An 18,783-nucleotide genomic window follows, 5' to 3' on the forward strand; every position below is an offset into this window, starting at 1 on the left:
ATAACCGGCGTAACGGATTCATTGGAAATTCGGCGTGACGGCTATGAACGGAAAAAAGCTGGCTCATACAAAGAGCCAGCTTTTTTAGGTCATGATCATCGCGCTGAGGCGCTTAATGTAAACAATTCTTCGAGTTCCTGCGTGGAAAGCTCGGTAATCCAGTTTTCACTTTGGATTATTTGGTCGTTCAGGGTTTGTTTCGATTCGAGCATAACATCGATTTTTTCTTCGATTGTTCCCGTTGTAATCATTTTATGAACGTGGACAAAGCGCTCCTGGCCAATGCGGTATGCCCGGTCAGTCGCCTGGTTTTCAACGGCCGGATTCCACCATCTGTCATAATGGATGACGTGATTGGCGGCGGTCAAATTAAGTCCGGTGCCTCCAGCTTTGAGTGAAAGAATGAGTGTCGGGTATTCTTTCTTCTGAAATCTTTCAACGAGTGAATCCCGCTCTTGCTTGGAGAGGCTCCCGTTTAAAAATTGCACAGGTTCACCGAACGTTTTTTCAAGCAGCCTTTTCATCATGTTCCCCATCTGAATATATTGCGTGAAAATAAGGCAGCTTTCGTTTTGCGCGCGGATCGCTGTCATGAGTTCCAGCAATTTTTCGAGCTTGACTGATCTGCCGGCCAGCAGCTCGGTTTGATCCTCTTTTAAATAGAGTGCGGGATGATCGCATATTTGCTTGAGCCGTCCGAGCATGCTAAGAATCAGCGCTTTTCGCTGCATGCCGGTCAGTGACGTCATATGGTCAAATGTATCTTTGACAAGCTGCTCATAAAGTGATGCCTGTTCGGCTGAAAGCGGGATAAATTCTTTTTCCTCCAGCTTCTCAGGAAGATTAAGCGCGACCTCCTCATCCCGCTTCGTCCGCCGCAGAAGGAACGGGCGGATTAATTGCTGAAGCTGTCCGATGATCTTTTCGTCCCGGTCTTTTTCAATCGGCAGCACATAGCGTTTGTGGAAGCCGGTCAGACTGCCAAGGTAGCCTTTATTCATGAAGTCAAAAATGGACCACAGTTCAGTTAAGCGATTTTCCATTGGCGTGCCGCTCAGCGCGATATGGTGAAGCCCTTTCAGCTTTCTGATTGCACGTGATTGCTTCGTATGCGCGTTTTTAATATTTTGCGCTTCATCCAGGCAAATTGTGTTCCATGTCACAGAAGACAGCTCTTCCGAATCGGCATGCGATAATCCGTATGAAGTGAGTACCACATCTGCGTTTTCGTAATGTGCGGCGAAATCATCACCTTTTGGACGGCGCGGCCCATAATGGAGCGAGACAGACAAATCAGGAGCAAAGGTTTGAAGCTCCCGCTGCCAGTTGCCGAGTACGGATGTAGGCGCGATAATCAAATTCGGCGTTTTTTGCCGGCCGCTTTCCTTCACGTGTAAGAAATAGGCGATCATTTGAATCGTTTTCCCAAGACCCATATCGTCAGCCAGACAGGCGCCAAAACCGCTTTCCCGCAGAAACAGCAGCCAGTTCATGCCGTATTTCTGATAAGGGCGGAGCGTCCCTTGGAAAGAAGGGCTGACTTCGTGCTCCGGCAGGTTTTCCGCGGCCGTAAGCTTCCGAATCAGTGACCTGAGCTGTTTGGAAAGATCAAATTGAATGCCGGCAAAAGCGGATGTATCAATCAGATCTGAATCTTCTAGCCCGCCTTCCCCCTGATCCATTAGTTCGCGCGCCAGAATATCGGACATGTGGAGTCCTTCTGATTCCGCTTTTTCCATCAGGCGTTTCATCTGTTTGATAAACTGCGGATCTATTTTTACCCATTGCCCGCGAATATTAACGAGGCGCCTGTTGCTGGCGACAAGCTCATTAAATTCAGCCTCTGTCAGCTCAATTCCATTTGTCGCAAACCGCCAGTTGAAATCAAGCAGCGCATTCATGCCGACAAATGACTCTCCGCGCGGGGCGGACGACACCTTTGCCTTCAGCATCATGCTGCTGTCTCTGACGATTTGCCACCAGGACGGCAGGAGAATTTCAACGCCCATATCGACAAGCGTCTCACTCGCTTCTGACAGGAAGATCCAGGCTTCTTCCTCAGAGATCAGCGTTGTTCCGGAGTCAAATGACAGCCACGGAACCGTTCTGTGAAAGCGGTCCTGCTCACGCGCGATTTTATCAATGTACGCCTGCCACGATTTTTTGAGGCTCTTCAGCCCATCAAAGAATTCAACAGCACCGCTCTTTTTATCGCGCAAAAACATCTCGATTTTCCAATCGTCTCCGTCGAAGTCTGGCTCATTTAAGCGCAGACCGACTGTAAATGGAGATTGATCGTCAATCCAGCCGATCCCTTCAAGAAAATCCTCTTCATCGAGGAAATGTCCGCGGAATGTCGTGACCGCAGGCGATTTCTCCTTAATGTGTTCCCATTTCTCCCGCAGGTCATCGTCGTATTGGATGTAATCCTGCACTGCAGCGGAAAACCAATCCGCAGTAAAACCATCTAGTATATTGTCGCGGTCCTTCCAGCGGAAAACACCGTTTGTCCATGCATCATAGTCAGGCAGAAAATCGCCGTCTGCGATAAATTCATAGATGGTCGATGCCGCCTCGATCAGCGGCTCCGTTTCTTCTGTAAGCTGCACGGAGCTGAATGAGTTGAACGAGTTTTTGCCGAGAAGCTCTACAGTCATCCATGGAGAAAGCAGAACGGCGGTTGTCCCGATAAAGCTGACATCCTCAAGAAAGGTTCCGTAAAATGAGGATTCGTGCCATTGGAACAAATGCCTTTTCATATGGCTGTAGGGAAGGGGCTGCTCATTCTCATCAAAGGCTGAGAGCGTAAATGACCCATCTTCCATTTGTTCGACGTGGATGAGAATTTCTTTAAGACTCGCCATCAATCAACTTTCCTTTCTGCAGTTCTTCTTGAAGTGCGCGCAGGCGCTTGTAATGCGAGCTCAGCTGCTGAATATACCGCTCCCATACCTTCAGTTTTTTTGCTTTTCTGTACAGGGTGCGCAGTTTTTTCAAATACCGGGCGGCTTCCTTGTACGAGCTGCGGTTCTTCTGATCGATAAAAAAGGCCACTTCTCTGTGGTAAGCCGGGATTAGCGCCTCTGGATCGCTCGCTGCAATTTCCTTCAGCATCATTTTATCCATTTCATAGATGGAAAAGCCGACAAGGCTGTGAATTTCGATCCACTCGGCGTACCGTTTTTTCTCATATAAATGATGGCTGTATTCTGTGAACGTATACGGCAGACAGCCCGCAGCATAGCGTTCAAACAGCGCTTGGTCATTGGTTTGCTTTACATAGGCATTCAGCAGAAGGAACAGCTCGCTGATCACGTCGCGAATCTCTTTAAACGGCTTATCCAGTTTCGTATAATCCATCGCAATCGGTTCAATCCGCTGATACCATGTTTTCAGCCGTTTCCAATCCTTCTTGGCAGTGATTTCACTCAGCCACTGAAACGTATACGGCAGCGCTTCCGGCGGGAATTGATCAGCTTCCGCAAAAATAACGTCATCATTTTTCTGCAGGAATTCCAAATGCAGGCGCCCGAATTGCAATTCAGGGGAAAAACGCCGTCCGGCTTCTTTTTTCAAAATCTCCTGTTCGCGCGCCACCCATTTTGGCCGCGACAGCAGGGCGCTCCAAATTTCACCGAAGATGCGGATGCGTTCATATTGAAAAATATCTTCTTTCAACAGCAAATTTCGGATAACTTCCGGTGTTTTTTCCAAAAATGGATCAAGTGCAAATGACAGCGCGTATGTCTTTAATTTATCAATAGAGCTGTAGATTGTATCCATCAGCTGTTCAACGTACGGATTGAGGGAATAAAAGTCTTGCTCGGGGTTCAGCTTGCCCGCTTCAATCAATGTGAACATCCGAAGCCATACCGCAATCGCGGAATGAATCTGGTACAGGCTTTTCAGCTCTGGCTTGTTCGGCGTGTGCTTTTTTAAAGCAGACAGGTAGCCGTAATAGAGGCCCTGCATGTTTTGGCTGCCTTCCGGCGTGCGCGCCTGCCAGAGAGAAAACTCTGAATCAAAAAAAGCAAGCCAGCTTGAAAGCGATTCTTCATTAGGCAGCACCTTTTCCTGAAACTGGCGGCGGACGAGCTCTTTGCTTTCCTCAATCTTTTCCCTCTCCAGCCAATACTCTGTAAAAGTACCCACTCGCTCGAACATTGCATATACATATAAAAAAACAGCCAGCATATGGCGGCAGATTCTTCCGGACGGACATGAACAGCCGCTTTTGACTATAACAAACAAGTTCAATGTGACCCGCACAGGCACAACATCCTGCACAAAAGCCGTAACTTCCGTCGGACTCACTGCTTGTAAACGATAGACTGAATCCTGCCGATATAAAATAAGGGCTTTTTTGATCAGCTGAACATTTTCCTCATTGTAAGGAAGAAGTTCTTTCAACTGTTCAGCAGATGCCAGCACATCGTCTTTGGAAATCATATTCTGAAGCATGATTATCGCTCCTAACCGAGTCACGTAATAAAAAGATCCAATTTCTCTATTATATCGCAACACATCGGCCTGAAAAAGTTTTTCCTAAAAAAGGACATAAAAAATGGGATGTGTCGAATGATGTATTAGAGATTGCAAATTGATAACCGGCATCATATAATAATCGTGTTTTCAACTTAATGGAAGCTGAAAGGAACAAAAAGATGAGTGAAAAGAAATTGAATCAAGAGGAATTTCTGAAAATTTTGATGCATGCACATGAAATTGGTGAGCGGTCATCTGAGATGACGACGAAGGAAATGCTTGAAAATTTGATTTCTCATATTAAAAATGGATATGCAACATAAGAATCCCGCACGCTTTTTGCGGGATTTTTTTAATGCGTGAATACGTGACTGCCTGATTGGGAGAAAAAGAGGCAGCTTTGTCTAGATAGTAAATACAGCGCTTACATAAAGATCCGCAACATAACGTTTTGTAAAAAAATGTCGAACAATGTCACGTGAAAAGCTGGAGAAATGCGGTTTCTACGTTGTATAATCGTAAATGGAAAAGGATGTTATAAGAGATTTGGAGGTATCATGGGAGAATCTACTAGCTTAAAAGAGATATTATCAACGTTAACAAAACGCATACTTTTGATTATGATTGTAACCGCAGCTGCCACTGCTGCCGGCGGACTCATCAGTTTCTTCGCACTTACACCCATCTATGAAAATTCAACTCAGATTCTGGTCAATCAATCGAAAAACGACCGAAAAGAAGTCCAATTTAACGATGTCCAAACCAATCTTCAGTTAATCAATACGTACAACGTCATCATTAAGAGCCCTGCCATCTTAGACGAAGTCATTAAAGAAATGGGCCTGTCGATGACATCGCAAGAGCTGAATGACAAAATTACCGTATCCAGCGAACAGGACTCCCAAGTGGTCAACATATCAGTCAGGGATGAAAACGCGGAAACAGCGGCTCATATTGCCAATACCATCGCTTCTGTCTTTCAAGACAAAATCACATCCATTATGAATGTTGACAACGTCAGCATTCTGTCAAAAGCCGAGGTTTCAGGACATCCGTCACCTGTATCGCCAAAGCCGCTTTTAAACATTGCCATCGCGTTTGCGGCCGGATTGGCGGGAAGCATCGGACTGGCCTTCTTGCTTGAGCATTTGGATAATACGATCAAATCGGAAGAGCAGCTCGAATCCTTGCTGGATATACCGGTTTTAGGGACGGTTTCCACCATTGCGAATGAGCAGAAATCAGCGAAGAGCTTACACGGTATCCAATCTGAAAAAGCGGGGAGTGGACATTTTGGCGCTTAGAAAAAGCAGAGGCTGGATGCGCAGGAATGTCATAGCGATGACAGAGCCGAAATCCTTGAACTCTGAACAATATCGAACGATTCGTACGAATATAGAATTTGCTTCAGTGGACCGCCAAATGAAATCAGTGGTGATCACATCGGCTTGCCCCGGAGAAGGAAAATCAACGACGGCCGCTAACCTGGCTGTCGTATTTGCCCAACAGGGAAAAAAGGTGCTTCTGATTGATGCTGATTTGCGAAAGCCAACAGTACATACGGCCTTTCAACTTGAAAATATGATTGGCTTAACATCTGTTTTATTAAAGAAAAGCTCATTGGAACAGGCTGTACAAGCCTCAAATGAAAAATATCTTAATGTGCTGACGAGCGGCCCGATCCCGCCGAACCCGGCTGAGCTTCTTTCCTCGAAGTGGATGCAGGAGCTTGCAGAAGAAGCATGTGCGGCATATGATATGGTCATTTTTGATACGCCGCCTATTCTTGCCGTAGCGGATGCGCAAATTTTAGGAAACGTAGCAGACGGTTCTGTTCTGGTTATTTCGAGCGGGAAAACAGAAAAGGAACAAGCCGCAAAAGCGAAAGAGGCACTTGAATCGTGCAAAAGCAAGCTCCTCGGGGCGATTATGAACGGCAAAAAGCTTTCGAAGCACTCTGAATACGGATATTACGGAAAAAAGGAAAATTTCATGCAAAATAAATAACGTGCAGCTTGCCCGTTATTTATTTTTGCGAAAAAAGGGGGGCTAAATCATGGTAGATATTCACTGTCACATTCTTCCGGCAATGGATGACGGGGCAAGCGATTCAGCCGAGAGTATAGAAATGGCAAGGGCTGCTGTTCATCAGGGAATCCGGACCATCATTGCGACACCGCATCATAAGAATGGTGTGTATGAAAACAATTCAGCCTCAGTCAGAGAAGCGGCAGATCAATTAAACAAACGTTTAATCAAAGAAGACATCCCTTTAACCGTGCTTCCGGGGCAGGAAATCAGAATCTACGGCGATTTGGAACGAGACCTTGCTGAACGGCAGCTGCTTTCGCTTAATGATACAAAATACATCCTGGTTGAGTTTCCGTTTGATCAGGTTCCCCGATATGCGGAACAGCTTTTTTATGATTTGCAGCTGAAAGGATATATTCCGGTTATCGCCCATCCTGAACGCAACAGGGAAATTCGCGAAAACCCGTCCTTGCTGTATCATCTTGTGGAAAAAGGAGCGGCATCTCAAATGACTTCGGGAAGTCTTGCGGGTACTTTCGGAAAACAGATGAAAGCATTTTCTCTCCGGCTGGCTGAAGCCAATTTGATTCATTTCGTAGCCTCAGATGCTCATAATCTGAAAACGAGAGACTTTCGTTGCCAGGAAGCCCTGCATGTTCTGGAGAAAGAATTCGGTCCGGAATTTCCTTATGTGCTGACGGAAAACGCCGAGCTTCTCCTTCAGAATCAGACGATCTACAGGCAGCCTCCGAAACCGGTCAAAAGAAGAAAACTATTCGGGCTCTTTTAAACAGCCGGTTCTCATTTCACCACTTTCTTTCTGAGAGCGATATAATAGTATATTGTATGATTGAATCACATTTCAGAAATCTGTACAGGCTGTACCCGACAGGCTATGCGGGAGATCATCCGCATTCATGATAGGATGTTCTCATACGATAATATGAAAGCTGCAAAGCAGCAAACTAACTGTTGGAGGGAAACAATGAATATAACAGTCATCGGAACAGGCTATGTCGGTCTTGTGACAGGTGTTTCTCTTTCTGAGATTGGACATCATGTAACCTGCATTGATATTGACGCTCACAAGATTGATGAAATGAGAAAAGGCATTTCCCCCATATTTGAACCGGGTCTTGAAGAGCTGATGAGAAAAAATACAGCTGATGGACGGCTGAACTTTGAAACGAGCTATGAGAACGGCTTGGCACAGGCAGACATTATTTTTATAGCGGTCGGCACACCGCAGAAAAGCGACGGGCACGCGAATCTGGAGCATATTACAGATGCGGCCAAACGCATCGCCAGGCATGTCAAACGGGATACCATCGTGGTAACGAAAAGCACGGTGCCCGTCGGAACAAATGATTTGATTGATGAACTGATCACTGAACATCTTGTGAAGCCTGTCAGCATTTCGGTCGCATCCAATCCGGAATTTTTACGTGAAGGGTCGGCGATCTATGATACGTTTCATGGCGACAGGATCGTGATCGGAACGGCGGATCATAAAACAGCCAAGACGCTTGAGGAGCTTTTCCGTCCGTTTCAAATTCCGATTTATCAAACGGATATCAGAAGCGCTGAGATGATCAAATATGCCTCAAATGCTTTTCTGGCCACTAAGATCAGTTTTATAAATGAAATTTCAAATATATGTGAAAAAGTCGGCGCCGATATTGAAGCAGTCGCGTACGGCATGGGACAGGATAAGCGGATCGGGAGCCAGTTTTTAAAAGCCGGCATAGGCTACGGGGGCTCTTGTTTTCCAAAGGACACAAACGCCCTTGTGCAAATTGCCGGCAATGTCGAGCATGATTTTGAACTGCTGAAATCAGTCATCAAAGTCAATAACAATCAGCAGGCGATGCTGGTTGATAAAGCGCTGAACAGGCTAGGCGGGGTGACGGGAAAAACGATTGCCCTTTTAGGACTGTCATTTAAGCCGAATACGGATGATATGAGGGAAGCGCCATCAATTGTCATTGCAGACCGTCTCGCTGCGCTCGACGCCCATATTACAGCCTACGATCCCATTGCCGCCGGCCATGCGAAGCATGTTCTCCCGCAAGCTGTTGAATATAAAGAGACGATTGAGGAAGCTGTCAAAGGGTCCGATGCCGTCATGATTTTAACCGACTGGGCCGATATTAAACAATTCCCGTTAGCGGCCTATCAGAACTTAATGGAAACGCCGCTCATCTTTGACGGCAGAAACTGCTACACATTGGATGAAGCTGCGGATGCAGGGGTGGAGTATTACTCTGTGGGACGGAAGGCGGTTGTTCCGTCCGGTGCAATTCAATAGTTGGAAAAGAGAAAACTGGCTGAGAGCCAGTTTTTTTCTATTCTACTAAGGTCTAAAGCGAAAAAAACAACAAAAACAGAATGTACTCTTACAACAAGAGACAGATCATCAATATCTGGCTCTTTCAAGTGTCTTTATAACTATGACTTTAGGTATTTCAAAATCATAAAACGCTTTCATAAGCTATATAACGAACAAAAACAAGATTATAGACCTACGCATTGAGAGCGTTATACACCTAAATTAAGCCGTTTACCCTATTTAAGCCGCCTTCTGGCTATTTTAAAATATAATATATGGAAATAAAGTATGGAAAAGTCTATCTTCATCAGCCCCTCCATACGACTTTTTGAGTATTAAGAGGTGATTCAGATGGGTTATGAAAGTATGCTAGCGGATATCAAAAGTTCGCTCAATGGAAAAATTTCGGACGTGGAAGACAAGATCGAAAAGCTGAAAAAAGCAAAAAAGGACATAGACACACTGCAAGAAGAGGCAATTACTGAAATAAAAGAAATTGTGAAACCGGAATTGGGCAAGCACTGGACGGGAACAAAAGCGGATGATTTCGACAAGGGCAGAGAGAATGCACAATCGGAAGCATCCAAGATTGTGAATGATAAATATAACGGGTATATGGCTTCTATTAGTGGTGAAATTTTTAATCTAGAATTTAAAAAAGCCGCTTATGCAGGGGAATTGGTCATAGCAAATGGTGCAGCAGATCTCCTTAAAAAGGGAGAAGAGTTCGCGGAAGAAGTCGGAAATACAATTAGTAAACTAAAATGGTGGTGATCTTTTTTTATGTCAGAAATTAAGCTGAAGTACGACACAGTCATCAAAACATTGGATTCTGTCAAAGATGCGCTTGCTGACGTATCTATCGGCGCCGCGGGCTCCAATGGAAAAAATAGACTCGATTATACGAAAAAATATCATGAGCGTGAGGAGAACATCAAAACCATGCTCGGAGACTACAAAAAAGCGGTACAGAAAAATATTGAAGATACAAAGGATAATGTAGATTCACTCAAAGAACAGGACGAGGCGATAGCGGTAAAATAGAACAGAAAGGGCAGTGCGATGAGTAAAGTATTTGAATCAAAATCTTTAATTGAAGAAGCGAAGAGCAGAAAAAAGCAATATGAGACGCTTGAAGAGCAGCTGAACACGCTGAAAAAAGCGTTTCAGGAAGTGGCGGATTTAGGCGATAATTTTAAAGGAAAAGGCGCGGACAATATTAAAGCTTTCTTTCAGGGACAGGCGGAAATCGTTGACAGCTGGCTGACGCTTGTCTCTGCTCAAATTGCGTTTTTAAATGGCATTTCAGGAGATATTAAAGATCAAGAACTGAATGATTCATATGTGGAAACTTCTTTTTTGGATCATGAGCTGCCCAATGGAGATTTGAAAGCCTCAGAAATTGTCTCCGCTCATAAAGAAGAAATCGATTCTATTTTGTCAGGCATCAGCGATATTATTAATCTCGACATGTACACACTTGACGACTATGCAGATAAGATGGGCGATGCCCAAAAAATCAGGCGTGATACGATCACAGCAGTCGATAAGCTCAATGAATCCTTGACCACTGAATATCAAAATTTGGAGTCTCTGGACAACGCAGTGCTCAGCAAATATTCTGTTCTCATGCAGGCCACCAGCAACGGAAAAAGCGCATCCCCTATGTACTATGACAAAAAAGCCTTCCACAGCAATGAAGTCTACAAAAGCGTCATTGAAGTAGAAAAACAGGGAACAACATATATCGATGCAAAAGCCCAGCAAGCAGAAGCAAGACGGCTTCAGGAAAAGGCTGAAGAAGAAGCAAATAAACCATGGTACGAGAAAACATGGGATGGAGTTTGCAACTTTACTGGAGAAGTCACTGGCTATTATGATTATAAAAGAGCAACCGAAGGCGTTGATCCGGTTACTGGAGAAAAACTCTCGGCAGCAGAACGTGTAACAGCGGGAGCTATGGCCGCAGCTGGATTCATACCGGTCGTCGGCTGGGCAGGCCGTGCTTTCAAAGGCGGAAAAGCCATCTACAAAACCGGAAAAGCGGCTATCGCGGCCGAACACGCTTTAGATGCCTACAAAACAGGCAAATCCTTAGACATTCTCAAAATGTCAGAAATGGGCGCATACGGCCTTGTTGCGTCAAACGGATTCTCTGAAGCCGTGACAGGCAGAGATATGTTTGGAAACAAAGTGTCTGAGGAGAAGCGGAAATCGGGCGCGCTGGAAGCGGCATTAAGCCTCGTTGGAGCCGGTGCATTGGCGAAACATATTGATAAAGGCATCCCGCTCGCAACCCATTCAAAAGTCCAAAAAGCTAACAAGACACTAGAAAAAGTAAAACAATTCAAAGTCCCAACAAACGTCCGTGTATACGCAGAACGCCCAGTTACACCGGATGGTTTAACGTTCGGATTCCCAACAGTCCGTGTAGATGTGGAAAAGACGGCTGTGAAGGATCTTGGGATTGTAAAGATGGCAAGTAGTGGTAAAGGTATTAAGGGTACGGGTAAGTCATCTAATAAGAATCCATTACCGTCTTGGCTTAAAGAACGGTGGGAAGCAGGAAATAATTTTAATAAGGAAAATCGCCCTCGTTACCCTTATAATGAAGTAGAGTTAGAAGCAAAAGAAGCGGGTGGCAAAAAGTACGTAGTTGATTCATATTCTCCAAATAAGGAGATAGTTTCCAGGAAATATACTCAACTTAGTGACGTTCAAGAAAAGACAGCACTGAGTTACTTGAACGAGATTACTAAAAAATACTCTTCAGGGTCTAAAATATCAAATGGTCCTTTTAATCCAAAAGCTCTTAAAGGCGGACGACTGAAAGGTGAATTGATATTAGAAGTACCGGTTCAAAATAAAACTATTCCACAAAAAATTCTTGATGAAGCAACAAAAAATAGGATTATTATTAGGGATATAAATGGGAAGGTGTATAATTGACTATGAAAGTTTATTATTGTGATGAATGGTCGGACATCAAAAAACAACCTTGGAATATTCTTGATGATCGTACCGCATATTTGCATCATCAAAAACATGAACCATATACTGCGGTATTAACCGAAGATGAAAAACCTAAATATATTGTAAATGTAACAAATGAATGGGTTTCCGTGGGTTTTTATGATGACCTGGATCGTAAGTATCTGAATTATGATTTTGAAGTTATAAGGGACGGTAAAATTTTCTTAAGAACAGCGATGTATTGGGAATATGATGATACAACTGAGAATGAAGTAAGCAGTTTGATTTTAGGCTTTCGCGAAGATGGTCATATAGCAATGGAGAAGACAGATTTTAAGACCGGTTCAGTCGAAGAGCGTGAAACTAGCGACAGCCTAGAGAGAAATTGGGATATTTTTCCTGAATTTGGCGAATATACTCACTTGTGCAGAGAGGAAAGATAATGTGAGGCTGCTAAGGTTCTCATAGCGTTTTTGTGGAAGAATATCAGTTTTAACCCTCAATCTTAACTTCCCCTCGATTGGCACATGCCTTTCGAGGTTTTTTAAACTTTTAACAAGAAAGCAGGCTGCCGATCCCTGTCCGCTTGGCTGACCTTGATACACATGTTTTGCGAACGTTCTATCAGAAAAATCACGCGTAACACTTGCAGGCCAAGACCTGCAAGTGTTTTTTTATTGATTCCTGTATATTTCGCTTATATATACAGACGGGGACACTCCGGTGACCCGTTTGAACACTCTGCTGAAGTAATAAGGATTAGAAAAGCCTAATGTACTGCTGACTTCGGTTACGTTTAAGTTACTTGTTTTGAATAGATCGATTGCCTGTGCAATCAGCAGTTCATTTTTATAAGCCGTTATGCTTTTCCCTGTTTGCTTTTTGAAAAGGGAGGAAAGGTAGGCGTAATTCATTTCTAACGCGTTTTCTAAATCTCTGCTGACCAGCTTTGCATGCTTGTTGCGGTGCAGAAATTCAATGATTCGGCTGATGATTCTTGAAGAGCGTGTGCCGTCCTGACTGTCTATAGCATTGCTATACAGGTCAATGAAGAATTGGTAGGTGAGAGAACACGCTTGGAGCGCTCTGAAAGCACTTGGTGATTCAAAGGCATGAATAATGCTGCTTAGCTGTTTTTCTGTGTACTCACGATGAGAGACAGAACCGCTTTTCGGAAAGGTTAATTGCGATGAATAGATGCTGTTGAGAAGGATCGGTGAATTGTGAAATGGAGAAAACTCTTCCTCCTGATACAGGGAAGGTTCGGCATAAAAATGAATGTAGTACCATTCGGTGTGGGGTGCATAAAAATCGCCTCCCCAATGCGGTGTATTGTTCTTAAGAAAAAGATATCCCCCCGCCTGAATGCGATACTCGTTTTCGTTCTCAAATACATGGATCGCGCCTTGTTTTACGTAAAAAAATACACTGATTTCATCCATCGTCCTGTCGGGGTGCCGTAAAGTCCCTTCAATGTCCTTCATATGTCCGGCCTCGCGGATTTTAGGCAAATGATTGGCTTGGAGTTTTACTTCATACATGGCTTCACCATCTTTCTCTTGTCTTATCTCCAGTGTAACGGCTCAATCTAAAAAAAGGATATGTTTTTGATAAATATTGAATTCACATCTCTTATGATCATTTGGATAATGAAAGCATCACCATGAATTGATGAAACTTGATAGGGGGAGATCAAGATGGAAAATGTAACATTATTAAAGGGCTTGTTTTATGATTCTCAGATGAAAGGGAAGGAATATTTGCTTTTTTTGGATGTAGACCGTCTTTTGGCGCCTTGTTATGAGGCTGTATCACAGACGCCTAAAAAACCACGCTACGGCGGGTGGGAGGCAAAGGAAATTGCCGGGCATTCGATCGGTCATTGGCTATCTGCCGCATCAGCCATGTACCAGGCTTCCGGAGATGAAGAACTGAAAAGGAAAGCAGAGTACGCAGTGAATGAGCTGAGTCATATCCAGCAATTTGATGAAGAGGGATATGTAAGCGGTTTCTCTAGAGCGTGTTTTGATGAGGTGTTCAGCGGTGATTTTCGAGTAGACCACTTTAGTCTGGGAGGTTCTTGGGTGCCGTGGTACAGCATTCATAAACTGTTTGCGGGTTTAATAGATATGTATCGGCTAACCGGCAATCAGACGGCTTTACGTGTCGTCGTCAAGCTGGCTGATTGGGCAAAAAAGGGATTGGACCGTCTGACGGAAGAGCAATTTCAGCGTATGCTGATATGTGAACATGGGGGAATGAATGAAGCGATGGCGGATCTTTATATGCTGACGAAAAACAGAGCATACCTTGAACTTGCAGAACGTTTCTGCCATCGTGCCATTCTTCAGCCTCTGGCAGAGGGGAAGGATGAGCTTGAAGGAAAGCATGCCAATACCCAAATTCCAAAGGTGATCGGGGCAGCCAAGCTGTACGATATTACGGGTAATGAAGCATATAGAAATGCCGCGCTCTTCTTCTGGGAACAGGTTGTATATCAGCGTTCCTACGCAATTGGCGGCAACAGTATCGGAGAGCATTTCGGAGCGGAAGGCAGCGAGGAGTTAGGGGTGACGACCGCAGAAACGTGCAATACGTATAACATGCTGAAATTGACCGGGCATTTGTTCCGGTGGTTTCACGAAGCGAGATTTATGGATTACTATGAGAATGCCCTTTATAATCACATTCTTGCATCCCAAGATCCTGATTCGGGCATGAAAACCTATTTTGTTTCTACACTGCCGGGGCATTTTAAGGTGTATTGTTCACCGGAAGATTCTTTTTGGTGCTGTACAGGCACCGGGATGGAAAACCCCGCGCGCTATACGCAGCATATTTATCATATAGATCGAGGTGATCTGTATGTGAATTTATTTATTCCTTCACAATTAAACGTCCGCGAAAAACAACTGATCATCACACAGGAAACCTCTTTTCCGGCAGCGGAAAAAACCAGGCTGGTTGTCAAAAAAGCTGGCGGTGTGCCTATGACGCTCCATATTCGTATTCCTTATTGGATGAATGGCGGCCTCAAAGCTGCGGTCAATGGGAAACGACTTCATTCGGTTAAGAAAAATGGGTACCTTGCTATTCACAAACATTGGAACACTGGAGATTGCATTGAGATTGATCTTCCGATGAAACTCCACATTTATCAAGCGAAGGACGATCCTAAAAAAAGCGTCCTGATGTATGGGCCGGTCGTATTGGCTGGAGCACTCGGGAGAGAGGACTTCCCTGAAACAGATATACTTGCTGATCATCTCGCCCTTAATAACCATCCGTTAATTGATGTCCCTGTGTTGGTTGCAGATCAGGTTCAGTTGGATCATTGGGTGACGCGGGTAGATGAAACATCACTCGTATTTCAAACGAAACCGATTGGCCAGCCGGGGAATAAAGAAATCATATTAGTGCCGTTCTACAATTTGCATCATCAGCGATACTCCGTGTACTGGTACGTGATGACCGAAAAAGAATATCTTGATTTTACAGATGAAGAAAAAGAAAAGCAGGAAATCATCAGGCGCATAACAGTTGATGCCGTTCAGCCGAATGAACAGCAGCAGGAGATAGAACATCACATGAAAAAAGAAAACTCTTACTCCGGTTACGCGAGTATCGTTCACAGAGGCTGGCGGGACAGCAGAGGAGATGGCTTTTTCAGTTATGAGATGAAAACAGAGCCGAGTCAACCCATGTATTTGCTGGTCACTTATTTTGGTAGTGATGATACCTTTCAATCAGAGGAACAAACATACGATAGACATTTTGAGATCATGATTGATGATCAACTACTGGCCAGACAGCAGCTAAAAGCTAATCACCCAGGAAGGCTTTTTGATGTATGTTATGACATCCCTGTTGCGTATACGAAAGGAAAAGAGAGGGTGACCGTCACGTTCAAATCCAGCGAGGGAACAGCAGCCGGCGGAGTGTTTGGGGTAAGGATGATAAATGAAAAAATGGTTTTACATTGAATGCATAGCGATATGAATTGCTCGTTCAAAAACTTGCGGCCCATGGGCCGCAAGTTTTTTATTTGAATGTTCTCCTCGTCAAATCAATAAAAGCCTTTAATGGGGCAGACATCCATTTGTCCTTATGCCATGCTAATTGAGTAAAAATGGGGCATTCGTTCTGCCAATTGAGTTCTTTCATCCGTCCTGCTGCAATATCATCTTGTACTGTCATTTCAGGCAAGATTCCAATACCAAGTCCGGCCATCACGCATTGTTTGATGGCTTCTATGCTGACAAATTCTAATTTGTTAGGGTAGACACCGGAGTCATGTAAAGTGTTCTCAAAGAGTGTGCGGTACGAGCAGCCGTCTTCTGTCAGCAGAAGGGTTTCGTTTTGAAGGCCCTTCAATGTTACTGGTAAATCTGCAGGAAAGGGATGGTCGTTAGCAGCCACCATTTTGATCTCATCCTGAATTAAAGATTCCACGTGCAATGCGTCGTCCGGCCGATTTACATCCAAGATGAAGGTGATATCAAGCTGGCCCTGTAAGAGCTGTTCTTTCGCTTGCTCGTTTGAAATATACGGTTTGAATATGAGCTTTACTTGGGGAAAAGCCTGTTTAAATTCTTTTATGATAGGCGGAAGGCGATAGGTGCACTGGCTTTCCGTCGCCCCGATTTTTAAGGTTCCTGTTGTTTCTCTAACTTGATTTGCGGCCATTTTTGCCTCTTCTGTTAAAGTAATAATCTTCTCGGCATAGGATTTGAATGTTTTGCCGGCTTCTGTCAGGATGAGCCGCTTGCCGAGCCGTTCAAATAAAGGAGTCCCGATTTCTTCTTCAAGTGATTTGATCTGGGAGGTAACGCTTGATTGTGCATAATTAAGCATCTTGGCAGTAAGGGTGAAGTTTACATGTTCTGCCGCCGTAATAAAGGTGATCAGCTGCTTCAATTCCACCAGTTCTCTTCCTTTCTAAATCGGTTTTGCCGATTGAATTAATCGAAATAATCATCTGTATTGATTGGTGAATCCATTATATGATGAAGAAAATCTTTCGTAAACAAAGGAGCCGATGCATGATGAAAATTGTGGTTATTAATGGCGGAACACGGTCTGGCGGAAATACGGATATTCTTGTGGAGAAAACTGTACAAGGATTCGATGCCGAACATATTCATTTGCGGAAATATCAGATCCAGCCAATTGAAGATATGCGTCACGCTCAAGGGGGCTTCAGTCCTGTTCATGATGATTACGATTCTATCATTGAGCGGATATTGCCCTGCGATATTCTCATATTCGCTACTCCAATTTATTGGTTCGGCATGTCAGCGACGTTAAAGCTATTTATTGATCGCTGGTCACAAACGTTGAGAGATCCCCGATTTCCTGATTTTCAACAGCAAATGTCAGCGAAGCAGGCATATGTGACGGCAGTGGGCGGAGACAATCCAAAAATAAAGGGGCTGCCGCTAATTCAGCAATTTGAACATATTTTTGATTTTATGGAGCTGCCCTTTAAAGGCTATGTGCTGGGAGAAGGCAATCGTCCCGGCGATATTCTTCGTGATCATCAGGCGCTCTCCGCTGCGAGCCGCTTACTGAAAAGAAGCAATGCGATATGAAGTTTTTGCTGTCGGTCATTGCTGGCATGCTGGTTCTTGCATTTTTTCTATTTTGGAAGGTGAAGCCTTCTGATTGGATACAGGTTGAAACGAATTCGCCTCAGGTTCAGAAATCTGTGAGAATGGCAGGAACTACGCTGCAAATCAAGCGCATCATCAAGGATGATGAAGGCAAAGAAACAGCCGTTATATCCAACGGCATTTTGGGACCAAAATAAAAAAGCACCTGTTCAGGTGCTTTTTTCTACAAATGAGGAATCACAAGGCCGCCATACAAAAACGCCGCGATAATCAGAAATGCCGGATGCATCTTAAATTTAGTCATGGCAAGGAGAGAAATCCCCGCAATCACTATAGATTGGATCCATCCGATCGCTTTGATGCCGTCTGCGCCGATTTGCCAGGTAAGAATGAGCATCATGACAGCGATGACAGGCTGAACGGACAGCGTCATGCCTTTGATGACGGGTGATTGGCGGAAGCGCTGAATGATGCGCAGCAGGACGATCAATGCAAGCGCCGATGGGATGACAGTTGCGATCAGCGCAATCAGGAAGCCGGGCCACCCGCCTGCGCTGTAGCCGACATACGCGGCGATTTTGGTTGCGATCGGGCCCGGCAATGCGTTCGCAAGTGCGAGCATGTTTGAGAATTGGTCGTTTGAGAGCCAGCTGTATCTATTTACGACTTCTTCAAACATCAGCGGGATAGACGCAGGTCCGCCGCCATATCCGAGTAGGTTTGCGATAAAAAACGCCATAAATAAATAGATCGATATCATGAGGCCGACATTCCTTTATCTTTTGAATGTTTATTTGTGATTTTGTCTTTCAGTTTAAAATGAAACGCGCCGTACGCTAAGAAAATGATAATGACAAGGCCGGGATTGATCTGTAACGTTTGCAGTCCGATAAAAGCGATCATAAAAAACAGGATGCCGGTGACCCAGCCGAAACCTTTAAGCGCCTTTTGGCCAAATTCGTACGCCATAATGCCAAGCATTACCGCAATCACTGGCGTTACGGCACCAATCATGCCGGCAACAATTGCTGAATGGCTTAAGACATTTACAGCCGCAAACAAGCCCACCATAGCAAGACATGTAGGCAGAATATGAGTGAGAGTCGCTACAATTGCGCCTAACGTGCCTTTTAGCTTGAACCCAAGATAAGCAGCCATTTTTGTGGCAATCGGTCCGGGAAGTGCATTAGCGATCGCTAATATCTCTCCGAATTCATCATCATCAATCCATTTATATTTATTGACCGCTTCATGGCGGATCAGCGGAATCACGGAAGGTCCGCCGCCGAATCCTAATATGCCAGTGCGCACCATTGCGGCCGTCATATCCCGATAAGGATGGTTTTTCATTCG

The 18,783-nt window shown here is 44.5% G+C and carries 18 protein-coding genes and 1 pseudogene; 13 read left to right on the plus strand and 6 right to left on the minus strand.

The features are described 5' to 3' along the window. Window positions 1-95: 95 nt before the first annotated feature. Together AC4CV5_RS02645 and AC4CV5_RS02650 are read right to left on the minus strand one after the other, a co-directional pair. Window positions 96-2,864, minus strand: a complete 2,769-nt coding sequence (locus AC4CV5_RS02645) for a DEAD/DEAH box helicase (protein ID WP_490922040.1) — start codon at window positions 2,862-2,864, stop codon at window positions 96-98. Then, window positions 2,851-4,461 carry an SWIM zinc finger family protein gene (locus AC4CV5_RS02650; protein ID WP_222142179.1) on the minus strand — a complete coding sequence of 537 codons (1,611 nt, stop codon included), beginning with the start codon at window positions 4,459-4,461 and terminating at the stop codon, window positions 2,851-2,853. The genes AC4CV5_RS02645 and AC4CV5_RS02650 overlap by 14 nt, the downstream gene beginning before the upstream one ends. Before the next feature lie 203 nt (window positions 4,462-4,664). On the opposite strand from AC4CV5_RS02650, the gene AC4CV5_RS02655 reads away from it, so the two are divergent. The 10 genes and pseudogenes from AC4CV5_RS02655 to AC4CV5_RS02700 all read left to right on the plus strand — a co-directional run. After that, a complete protein-coding gene (locus tag AC4CV5_RS02655) occupies window positions 4,665-4,808 on the plus strand; it encodes a YwzD family small protein (RefSeq protein WP_003221769.1) in 144 nt (47 codons plus the stop codon). Window positions 4,809-5,042: 234 nt separating this feature from the next. Continuing rightward, window positions 5,043-5,789, plus strand: coding sequence for a protein-tyrosine kinase activator TkmA (gene tkmA / locus AC4CV5_RS02660; RefSeq protein ID WP_166847452.1), 747 nt, complete (start codon window positions 5,043-5,045; stop codon window positions 5,787-5,789). Beyond that, complete coding sequence (locus AC4CV5_RS02665) at window positions 5,779-6,492, plus strand: CpsD/CapB family tyrosine-protein kinase (protein WP_166847455.1); 714 nt, start codon at window positions 5,779-5,781, stop codon at window positions 6,490-6,492. The genes tkmA and AC4CV5_RS02665 overlap by 11 nt, the downstream gene beginning before the upstream one ends. Window positions 6,493-6,541: 49 nt before the next feature. Next, window positions 6,542-7,306 carry a tyrosine-protein phosphatase gene (locus tag AC4CV5_RS02670; protein WP_373922886.1) on the plus strand — a complete coding sequence of 255 codons (765 nt, stop codon included), beginning with the start codon at window positions 6,542-6,544 and terminating at the stop codon, window positions 7,304-7,306. A 195-nt stretch (window positions 7,307-7,501) separates the two neighbouring features. Further along, the gene (gene uglF / locus AC4CV5_RS02675) at window positions 7,502-8,824 is read left to right on the plus strand and encodes a UDP-glucose 6-dehydrogenase UglF (RefSeq protein ID WP_222142175.1); all 1,323 of its coding nucleotides are present in this window, start codon (window positions 7,502-7,504) and stop codon (window positions 8,822-8,824) included. Between the two features lie 372 nt (window positions 8,825-9,196). Continuing rightward, a complete protein-coding gene (locus AC4CV5_RS02680; RefSeq protein ID WP_166847464.1) occupies window positions 9,197-9,619 on the plus strand; it encodes a YwqH-like family protein in 423 nt (140 codons plus the stop codon). Between the two features lie 9 nt (window positions 9,620-9,628). Beyond that, window positions 9,629-9,889, plus strand: a complete 261-nt coding sequence (locus AC4CV5_RS02685) for a YwqI/YxiC family protein (RefSeq protein ID WP_166847467.1) — start codon at window positions 9,629-9,631, stop codon at window positions 9,887-9,889. Window positions 9,890-9,907: 18 nt separating this feature from the next. Further along, window positions 9,908-11,794, plus strand: coding sequence for a ribonuclease YeeF family protein (locus tag AC4CV5_RS02690; RefSeq protein ID WP_490922041.1), 1,887 nt, complete (start codon window positions 9,908-9,910; stop codon window positions 11,792-11,794). Window positions 11,795-11,796: 2 nt separating this feature from the next. Continuing rightward, the gene (locus tag AC4CV5_RS02695; RefSeq protein WP_490922201.1) at window positions 11,797-12,261 is read left to right on the plus strand and encodes a hypothetical protein; all 465 of its coding nucleotides are present in this window, start codon (window positions 11,797-11,799) and stop codon (window positions 12,259-12,261) included. A 113-nt stretch (window positions 12,262-12,374) separates the two neighbouring features. Next, a pseudogene (locus AC4CV5_RS02700) lies at window positions 12,375-12,461 on the plus strand (endonuclease V); the annotation flags it as partial. A 31-nt stretch (window positions 12,462-12,492) separates the two neighbouring features. On the opposite strand, the gene AC4CV5_RS02705 reads toward AC4CV5_RS02700, so the two are convergent. Continuing rightward, window positions 12,493-13,359 carry an AraC family transcriptional regulator gene (locus AC4CV5_RS02705; protein WP_490922042.1) on the minus strand — a complete coding sequence of 289 codons (867 nt, stop codon included), beginning with the start codon at window positions 13,357-13,359 and terminating at the stop codon, window positions 12,493-12,495. A gap of 156 nt (window positions 13,360-13,515) precedes the next feature. Between AC4CV5_RS02705 and AC4CV5_RS02710 the strand changes: the two genes are divergently transcribed. Then, window positions 13,516-15,801 (plus strand): beta-L-arabinofuranosidase domain-containing protein, encoded by a 2,286-nt coding sequence (locus AC4CV5_RS02710; protein ID WP_490922043.1) that lies wholly within the window; start codon window positions 13,516-13,518, stop codon window positions 15,799-15,801. Window positions 15,802-15,859: 58 nt separating this feature from the next. On the opposite strand, the gene AC4CV5_RS02715 is transcribed toward AC4CV5_RS02710, so the two are convergent. After that, on the minus strand, window positions 15,860-16,741 hold the full coding sequence (locus tag AC4CV5_RS02715; RefSeq protein ID WP_326222253.1) for a LysR family transcriptional regulator: 882 nt from the start codon (window positions 16,739-16,741) through the stop codon (window positions 15,860-15,862). Between the two features lie 122 nt (window positions 16,742-16,863). Here AC4CV5_RS02715 and AC4CV5_RS02720 point away from each other — a divergent pair, with 122 nt between their 5' ends. Next, a complete protein-coding gene (locus AC4CV5_RS02720; protein ID WP_490922044.1) occupies window positions 16,864-17,409 on the plus strand; it encodes a flavodoxin family protein in 546 nt (181 codons plus the stop codon). Beyond that, window positions 17,406-17,627, plus strand: a complete 222-nt coding sequence (locus AC4CV5_RS02725) for a hypothetical protein (RefSeq protein WP_166847490.1) — start codon at window positions 17,406-17,408, stop codon at window positions 17,625-17,627. Before AC4CV5_RS02720 ends, AC4CV5_RS02725 begins: the two co-directional genes overlap by 4 nt. A gap of 26 nt (window positions 17,628-17,653) precedes the next feature. On the opposite strand, the gene chrA is transcribed toward AC4CV5_RS02725, so the two are convergent. Both chrA and chrB read right to left on the minus strand, forming a co-directional pair. Then, a complete protein-coding gene (chrA, locus tag AC4CV5_RS02730) occupies window positions 17,654-18,190 on the minus strand; it encodes a chromate resistance efflux protein ChrA (RefSeq protein ID WP_166847513.1) in 537 nt (178 codons plus the stop codon). Continuing rightward, entirely contained in the window at window positions 18,187-18,780 is a 594-nt protein-coding gene (chrB, locus tag AC4CV5_RS02735; protein WP_166847516.1) for a chromate efflux transporter subunit ChrB, read from the minus strand. Before chrB ends, chrA begins: the two co-directional genes overlap by 4 nt. Window positions 18,781-18,783 lie beyond the last annotated feature (3 nt).

This window comes from Bacillus sp. NS1, from assembly GCF_058248265.1.

Excerpts from the sequence above, each read along its gene's own strand:
- AC4CV5_RS02645 (WP_490922040.1), bottom strand. The coding sequence starts at position 2,864 with ATGGCGAGTCTTAAAGAAATTCTCATCCACGTCGAACAAATGGAAGAT.
- AC4CV5_RS02650 (WP_222142179.1), bottom strand. The coding sequence starts at position 4,461 with ATGCTTCAGAATATGATTTCCAAAGACGATGTGCTGGCATCTGCTGAA.
- AC4CV5_RS02655 (WP_003221769.1), top strand. The coding sequence starts at position 4,665 with ATGAGTGAAAAGAAATTGAATCAAGAGGAATTTCTGAAAATTTTGATG.
- tkmA (WP_166847452.1), top strand. The coding sequence starts at position 5,043 with ATGGGAGAATCTACTAGCTTAAAAGAGATATTATCAACGTTAACAAAA.
- AC4CV5_RS02670 (WP_373922886.1), top strand. The coding sequence starts at position 6,542 with ATGGTAGATATTCACTGTCACATTCTTCCGGCAATGGATGACGGGGCA.
- uglF (WP_222142175.1), top strand. The coding sequence starts at position 7,502 with ATGAATATAACAGTCATCGGAACAGGCTATGTCGGTCTTGTGACAGGT.
- AC4CV5_RS02680 (WP_166847464.1), top strand. The coding sequence starts at position 9,197 with ATGGGTTATGAAAGTATGCTAGCGGATATCAAAAGTTCGCTCAATGGA.
- AC4CV5_RS02685 (WP_166847467.1), top strand. The coding sequence starts at position 9,629 with ATGTCAGAAATTAAGCTGAAGTACGACACAGTCATCAAAACATTGGAT.
- AC4CV5_RS02690 (WP_490922041.1), top strand. The coding sequence starts at position 9,908 with ATGAGTAAAGTATTTGAATCAAAATCTTTAATTGAAGAAGCGAAGAGC.
- AC4CV5_RS02695 (WP_490922201.1), top strand. The coding sequence starts at position 11,797 with ATGAAAGTTTATTATTGTGATGAATGGTCGGACATCAAAAAACAACCT.
- AC4CV5_RS02705 (WP_490922042.1), bottom strand. The coding sequence starts at position 13,359 with ATGTATGAAGTAAAACTCCAAGCCAATCATTTGCCTAAAATCCGCGAG.
- AC4CV5_RS02710 (WP_490922043.1), top strand. The coding sequence starts at position 13,516 with ATGGAAAATGTAACATTATTAAAGGGCTTGTTTTATGATTCTCAGATG.
- AC4CV5_RS02720 (WP_490922044.1), top strand. The coding sequence starts at position 16,864 with ATGAAAATTGTGGTTATTAATGGCGGAACACGGTCTGGCGGAAATACG.
- AC4CV5_RS02725 (WP_166847490.1), top strand. The coding sequence starts at position 17,406 with ATGAAGTTTTTGCTGTCGGTCATTGCTGGCATGCTGGTTCTTGCATTT.
- chrA (WP_166847513.1), bottom strand. The coding sequence starts at position 18,190 with ATGATATCGATCTATTTATTTATGGCGTTTTTTATCGCAAACCTACTC.
- chrB (WP_166847516.1), bottom strand. The coding sequence starts at position 18,780 with ATGAAAAACCATCCTTATCGGGATATGACGGCCGCAATGGTGCGCACT.